The organism is Inquilinus sp. YAF38, from assembly GCF_052113205.1.
Lineage (GTDB): Bacteria > Pseudomonadota > Alphaproteobacteria > DSM-16000 > Inquilinaceae > Inquilinus.
Genome location: NZ_JBFRCU010000027.1, coordinates 71,641 through 78,208, shown reverse-complemented (window position 1 = coordinate 78,208; position 6,568 = coordinate 71,641). Strand labels below are relative to the sequence as shown.

The 6,568-nt window shown below is 69.6% G+C and carries 6 protein-coding genes; 3 read left to right on the top strand and 3 right to left on the bottom strand.

All coding sequences use genetic code 11. From position 1 onward, the window contains the following. Window positions 1-486 precede the first annotated feature (486 nt). A complete protein-coding gene (locus tag AB4Z01_RS14680; RefSeq protein WP_441694768.1) occupies window positions 487-1,998 on the top strand; it encodes an aminoacyl--tRNA ligase-related protein in 1,512 nt (503 codons plus the stop codon). A 73-nt stretch (window positions 1,999-2,071) separates the two neighbouring features. On the opposite strand, the gene AB4Z01_RS14675 is transcribed toward AB4Z01_RS14680, so the two are convergent. Further along, the gene (locus AB4Z01_RS14675) at window positions 2,072-2,662 is read right to left on the bottom strand and encodes a cation transporter (RefSeq protein ID WP_441694766.1); all 591 of its coding nucleotides are present in this window, start codon (window positions 2,660-2,662) and stop codon (window positions 2,072-2,074) included. Window positions 2,663-2,681: 19 nt separating this feature from the next. Further along, window positions 2,682-3,623 (bottom strand): arginase family protein, encoded by a 942-nt coding sequence (locus tag AB4Z01_RS14670; RefSeq protein WP_441694764.1) that lies wholly within the window; start codon window positions 3,621-3,623, stop codon window positions 2,682-2,684. Window positions 3,624-3,728: 105 nt separating this feature from the next. Between AB4Z01_RS14670 and AB4Z01_RS14665 the strand changes: the two genes are divergently transcribed. Next, entirely contained in the window at window positions 3,729-4,313 is a 585-nt protein-coding gene (locus tag AB4Z01_RS14665; RefSeq protein ID WP_441694762.1) for a TetR/AcrR family transcriptional regulator, read from the top strand. A gap of 153 nt (window positions 4,314-4,466) precedes the next feature. Then, entirely contained in the window at window positions 4,467-5,066 is a 600-nt protein-coding gene (locus AB4Z01_RS14660) for a DUF308 domain-containing protein (RefSeq protein ID WP_441694760.1), read from the top strand. 221 nt (window positions 5,067-5,287) lie between these two features. On the opposite strand, the gene AB4Z01_RS14655 is transcribed toward AB4Z01_RS14660, so the two are convergent. Continuing rightward, the gene (locus AB4Z01_RS14655; protein ID WP_441694758.1) at window positions 5,288-6,547 is read right to left on the bottom strand and encodes an NAD(P)/FAD-dependent oxidoreductase; all 1,260 of its coding nucleotides are present in this window, start codon (window positions 6,545-6,547) and stop codon (window positions 5,288-5,290) included. Window positions 6,548-6,568: the final 21 nt, after the last annotated feature.

Genomic DNA, 6,568 nt, shown 5'->3' with positions numbered 1-6,568 from the left:
GGAGAGGTCGGAGACGCGAAGCGGCTCCGGGTGAGGGCTCTTTGTCGAGGCCCGGGCCAGCCCTCACCCGGTCTCGCTGCGCGAGCCCGACCTCTCCCGCCAGGCGGGAGAGGTTACGCGAAGACCTTTACAGCCCTCTGACAGATGTCGTGACGTGCTTCCCGCGCCAGGGCCGATCCGCTAGTCTCTTGCTGCCGTCATTGCTGGCGGCAACTTTGAACGAGGATTTCCGGTGATCATCGCCGGCACCCAGCACGAAACCTGCTCCACCGCCTGCGGCGGCGGATGGGTCGTGTCTGCCCTCGTTCCCACCATCGGGCGACCGTTCCCGGCGCGCTGACCGCGTCCGGACCGTCCAAGCCAAGGCTTTCCAGCCTCACGCAACGCTCCCGGGCCCGGTCCGCGCCGCGGCCCGTGCGTCGTTGCGTCCGGACCGTCCGTTCCTGCCTGCACGCCAGGCATCTCCCCACGCCAGGAACACCTCCGATGACACAGAGCAAGACCACCGCCGTCACCCCCACGCGCGCCGAGGACTATGCCGGCTGGTACCAGGCCGTCGTGCGCGCCGCCGATCTGGCCGAGCCCGCCCCCGTGCGCGGCTGCATGACGATCAAGCCCTGGGGCTACGGCATCTGGGAGCGGATCCAGTCGATCCTGGATCGCCGCTTCAAGGAAACCGGCCACCGCAACTGCTATTTCCCCCTGTTCATCCCCCTGCAATACATGCAGCGGGAGGCCGAGCATGTCGAAGGCTTCGCCGCCGAGGTGGCGCTGGTCACGCATCACCGGCTGGCCAATGTCGATGGCCGGCTGCAGGTCGACGCGCCCCTTGAGGAGCCCCTGGTCGTGCGCCCCACCTCGGAGACGATCGTCGGCGAGGCGTTCTCGCGCTGGATCCAGTCGCATCGCGACCTGCCCGTGCTGATCAACCAATGGGCCAATGTGGTGCGCTGGGAGAAGCGGCCCCGCATCTTCCTGCGCACCTCCGAATTCCTCTGGCAGGAGGGGCACACCGCCCATGCCACCGAGGCCGAGGCGGTCGAGGAGACCGCGCGCATGCTGGGCATCTATCGCGAGGTGGCGGAGGACGCCCTGGCGCTGCCCGTGATCGCCGGCCGCAAGACCCGGCGGGAGAAGTTCCCCGGCGCCGTCACCACTTTATGCATCGAGGCGATGATGCAGGACGGCCGCGCCCTGCAATCCGGAACCTCCCATTTCCTCGGCCAGAACTTCGCCCGCGCCGCCGGCATCCGCTTCACCGATGCGGACGGCACCGTGAAGCTGCCTTACACCACCTCCTGGGGGGCATCGACCCGGCTGATCGGCGCCCTGATCATGACCCACAGCGACGACGACGGGCTGCGCCTGCCGCCCGCGGTGGCGCCCGACCAGGTGGCGATCTTGCCCGTGCTGCGCGGCACGCCCGAGGATGCCGCCGTGCTGGCCCGCTGCGATGAGATCGCCGGACGACTCCGACGAGAGTCCTGGCGGGGCGAGGCCGTGCGCGCCACGATCGACCGGCGCCCCGGCAGCGGCTCGGCCAAGCGCTGGGACTGGGTGCGCAAGGGCGTGCCGGTGATCGTCGAACTCGGCGCCCGGGACCTCGCCGCCGGCCGGATCACCACCTGGCGCCGCGACCGGCTGCAGGACGGCAAGGCCGAGACCGGGCTGGAGGCGTTCATCGCCGCCCTGCCCGGCCAACTGTCCGCGATCCAGACCGCCCTCCTCGGCGAGGCCCGCAGCTATCGCGACGCCCGCCTGCGCGACGCGGCGACCCTGGACGAGGCCCGCGCCCTGCTCGGCGACGGCGGCGCCGACGGCTACCGCAGCGGCGCCGGCTTCGTCCGCCTGCCCTGGAGCGGATCGGAGGACGAGGAGGCGGCGCTGGCCGAGAGCGGCGTGACCATCCGCTGCCTGGTCCCGGGCGAAGGTCCCGCCCCTTGCGCCGCCACCGGAGCGGAAACGACCGACCGCGCGATCCTGGCACGGGCTTACTGACCGACGGCTCCGTGGGTTGGGTTCGCGGCCCGCGAACCCAACCCACGCAGAAATCACCCGGCGCCGGACATGCTCAACCGGCCGCCGCCCGATGCTCCTCGCGGGCGGCTTGCCAGACCTCCCTCGCCGCGTCGGCATTCATGGCCGCGATGCCGAGGCCGACGATCAGGTCGGGCCAGGCCGACAGCGTATAGGCCGTGAGCAGGCCGGCGGCGATGATCGCGACATTGGCGAAGGCATCGTTGCGCGCCGAGAGGAACGCCGCCTTCGTCAGGCTGCCGCTGTGGCACCGGAAGCGGGCGAGCATCAGGGCGCAGCAGAGGTTGACCACGAGCGCGCCCAAGCCGGTCAGCGACAGCGCCAGCGGCTCCGGCGGCATCGGGGCCGCGAATTTGTCCCAGGCGGTCCACAGCGTCGCCAAGCCGGGAACGAGGATGATCCCGGCCAGCACCATCCCGACCCTGGCGCGGCGGCGCGCCGTCCATCCCAGCGCCGCGAGGATCAGGAGATTGACCGACGCGTCCTCCAGGAAATCGATGCTGTCGGCGAAGAGCGATACCGAGCCGATGGCGAGCGCGACCGCGAACTCGACTCCGAAATAGGCGAGATTGAGGAGGGCGACCGTGCGAACGGCCCGCCGCAGGCCCTGGTCAGGCGCCGACATGTCCATAGGGCCAAGCTCCTCAGCGACGGCGGACGGCTGTCAACGGCGCCAGCCCGTCCGCCAGCATCTCCACCAAGCCACGGGCATAGGCGCCATCCGGGTCCAGGTCGGGGTCGTAGATGGTGGTGGTGAGGCCGAGGCAACGCGGCGAGGCCACGAAGCCGCGCAGCAGCGCCGCCAGGCCGGCATAGTCCAGACCCGGGCTGCCGGGCGAATCCACCGCAGGCATCACCGTCTGGTCAAGGATGTCGACGTCGAGATGGACCCAGAACGGGATCTCCGGCGTCCGGTCCAGCACTGCGAAGCTGCGATTCAGCGCCGCCGCCACACCCTTCTCCAGCAGCTCGAACATGTCGATCCGGGTGATCGCGGTGTCGGCGATGTCCTCCCAGCCCCAGTCGGGATCCCGCCCTTCGCGCTCGCCGATCTGGATCGCCCGCTCGGCCGGCACCAGCGGGTCCGGCGCGCCGTCCCAGCACAGCATCAGCGGGTCGCCCAGGCCGATCGCCAGCGCCAGATCCATGCCGGCGGCCGAATGCAGCGGGAAATCCTCGTAGTTGCCGGGATGGCGGAAATCGCTGTGGCCGTCGAGATGGACCAGCGCCAGTTCGCTGTGCCGCCGCCCGCCGGCCAGGGCGCCGATCAGGATCGAGCAGTCGCCGCCGACCACCAGCGGGAACAGCCGGTCGCGCAGCGCGCCGTCGACCGCGTCGGCGACCGCTTCATTGAAGCGCCGGATCGACGGGCCGTTGCGCAGCACGGTGCCGGGCTGCGGTTCGGTGCTGTAGCGCGGCCGCGCCAAGTCGACACTCCGCGCCGGCGCCAGCCGCGCCGCCAGCCCGGCCTCGGTCAGCACCTGCGGCGCCCGCCAAGTCCCCGGCTCGTGCTCCGGCCGCAGCGGCCGCAGTCCCAGATTGGACGGCGCGCGGATCAGCGCCGTGCCTTCGATCGGATATCCCATGGTCGCCCCCTTCCCCATCCGGATCACAATATGGCCGGGGACGCGGCGCCATTCGAGCCGTTCATTGCCCTTGACTAACTACCTACTAGAAGGTAGACAGCCCTTATGGGAAATGCTTCTTCCACCGCCGACGATATCCTGGCCTGCGCGCGGTCCCTGATCGTCGCCGGCGGCTACAACGGCTTCAGCTATGCCGACATCGCCAATGTGGTCGGCATTCGCAAGCCCAGCATCCATCATCATTTCCCGAGCAAGGCCGATCTGGTCCGCACGCTCGTCTCCCGCTACCGCGAAGAAGCCGAGGCGGGATTGGCACAACTCGAAGGCCATGTCTCCGATCCGGCAGAGCAACTCCGGGCCTATCTGGGATTCTGGGAGAGATGCATCACGGATGCGAGCCTGTCGTTCTGTGTCTGCGCCCTTCTCGCGAGCGAGCTTCCCATGCTGCCGGAAGCGGTGGCATTTGAAGTGAAGGCGCATTTCCGGTTCCTGTCCGCGTGGCTGACTTCGGTGCTCGAACGCGGGGTGCAGCAGGGTCGCCTTCACCTCACGAGCGCGCCCTCCGTGGAGGCGGAAGCGTTCATGGCGACCGTCCATGGAGCGATGCTGTCCGCCCGGGCCTATGGCGACCCGAAGATGTTCGCCATCGTCACGGCTCCCCTGCTCGACCGGCTGTCCGCCCGACCCTGATCCTCCCGGGCGGCCCGCCCGCCATCGGCATCTCGCGGCGCGCTGCCCAGCCGGGGCAAAAACCGCGCATCGAGACTACCAACTAGTCGGTAGATAACTTACCCGCTTTGAGGGAACTCCCTCGAAGCCCACCCGCAGTCGAAAGGACGTTCGATGACCGACCAACCTATGAATCTCACTAGTGCTCAGGAGCGATGGCTGCGGCTCTACTACTTCGCCCGGGCGGCGTTTTCCGTCCTGTGGGTGGCCGCGGCGTTCACCCTGGGACAGCAGACATCGTCGATCTCGGCAGTTCTGCTGATCGCCTACCCCGCATGGGATGCCCTGGCGAACTTTGCCGATGCGTCGCGAAGCGGTGGGCTGGGCCGGAACCGCACGCAGGCCGTCAACGTCATCGTCAGCCTGATCACCGCCGTTGCCGTCGCCGTGACCCTGCAGATGAGCATGAACGCGGTGCTCGGGGTGTTCGGCGTTTGGGCCATACTCTCCGGATTGCTGCAGCTCGGCACCGCGGTTCGCCGCTGGACGAGCTCCGGCGCCCAGTGGGCGATGATCCTGAGCGGCGGCCAATCGGCACTGGCCGGCGCGTTCTTCATCGTGCAGGCGCGGATGCCGGCGCCGCCGTCGATCACCGCCATCGCCGGCTATGCTGCCGTGGGCGCAGCCTACTTCCTGGTTTCGGCGGCATGGCTGTCGGTGAGCGAGTGGCGCCGCAGGGACAGTGGAGTGTCCCGATCAGCGAGGACGAACTGATATCGAAACGGCCCCGCTGTCTACGCCGGAGCCTCTTCTGTCAGACGGAACCTTTCACAACATCCATCCCTCGCCGTCATTGCGAGGAGGCGAAGCCGACGAAGCAATCCAGGGGCCGGTGCGAGCGGCCCCTGGATTGCTTCGCTGCGCTCGCAATGACGATGTTAAGAATTGTGAAAAGGTCTCGCGAGCGGGAGAGGCCGCACGTGTGGCCCCCGCGCCTACTCCTCCCGCCCGCGGCCGGTGATCAGCCGGGCGCTGCGCTGGCCGGTGGTGTAGATCCACAGCCAGCTCAGCGCCACGGTCAGGCGGTTGCGCAGCCCGATCAGGAAGTAGATGTGGGCGAAGCCCCAGATCCACCATGCCAGCCAGCCGCGCAGCTTGATCCAGCCGAAATCGATCACCGCGGCGCGCTTGCCGATCGTCGCCAGGCTGCCGGCGTGCTTGTAGCGGAACGGGCGCACTTCCGCCTTGCCCTCCAGACGGGCCCGGATGGTGTCGGCGACGTGCTGGCCCTGCTGCTTGGCGGCCGGAGCGATGCCAGGCAGCGCCTGGCCGTTCCAGGCGTCGAGCCGGGCGGTGTCGCCGACCACGAAGATCTCGGGATGGCCCGGCAGGGTCAGGTCGGGAGCGACCATCACCCTGCCGGCGCGGTCGGCCTCCGCCCCCAGCCAGATCGCGGCGGGGGAGGCCTGGACGCCGGCGGCCCAGATGATGGTCTTGGCCGGGACCCGATCCGTCCCCAGCATCACGCCGTCGGCGTCGCAGGCGGTCACGGCGTGGCCGGTGAGGATCTCGGCCCCCAGCCGCTCCAGCGCCGTCTTCGCATAGGCCGACAGGTCCTCCGGAAAGGCCGGCAGCACCCGCGGCCCGGCCTCGACCAGCAGGATGCGCGCCTCCTTCGGATTCAAGGCGCGGAAATCCCGGACCATGGTGTGGTGCGCCAGCTCGGCGATGGTCCCGGCGATCTCCACCCCGGTCGGCCCGCCACCGACGACAACGAAGGTCAGCAGCGCCCGGCGCGCCGCGGGGTCGGTCTCGGTCTCCGCCCGCTCGAACGCCGTCAGGATGCGGCGGCGGATCGCGGTGGCGTCGTCGATATCCTTCAGCCCGGGGGCGAAGGGTTCCCAGTCGTCATGGCCGAAATAGGCGTGGCGGGCGCCGGTCGCGACCAGCAGCGTGTCGTAGGGCACCCGCTCGTCGCCCAGATGCACCTGCCGGCCGGCCATGTCGACCCCGGTGACCTCGCCCAGGATGGTCCGCACCTCCGGCCGCCGCGCCACCAGGTGGCGGATCGGCCAGGCGATCTCCGACGGCGCCAGCGATGCGGTGGCGACCTGGTACAGCAGCGGCTGGAACAGATGGTGGTTGCGGCGGTCGATCAGGGTGATGTCGACCGGCGCTCCCTTGAGACGGAGCACCGCCTGCAGCCCGCCGAAGCCGGCGCCSATGACGACCACGCGGTGACGCGCTTCGGCCATGATGATCCCCTCGCCGTGAGA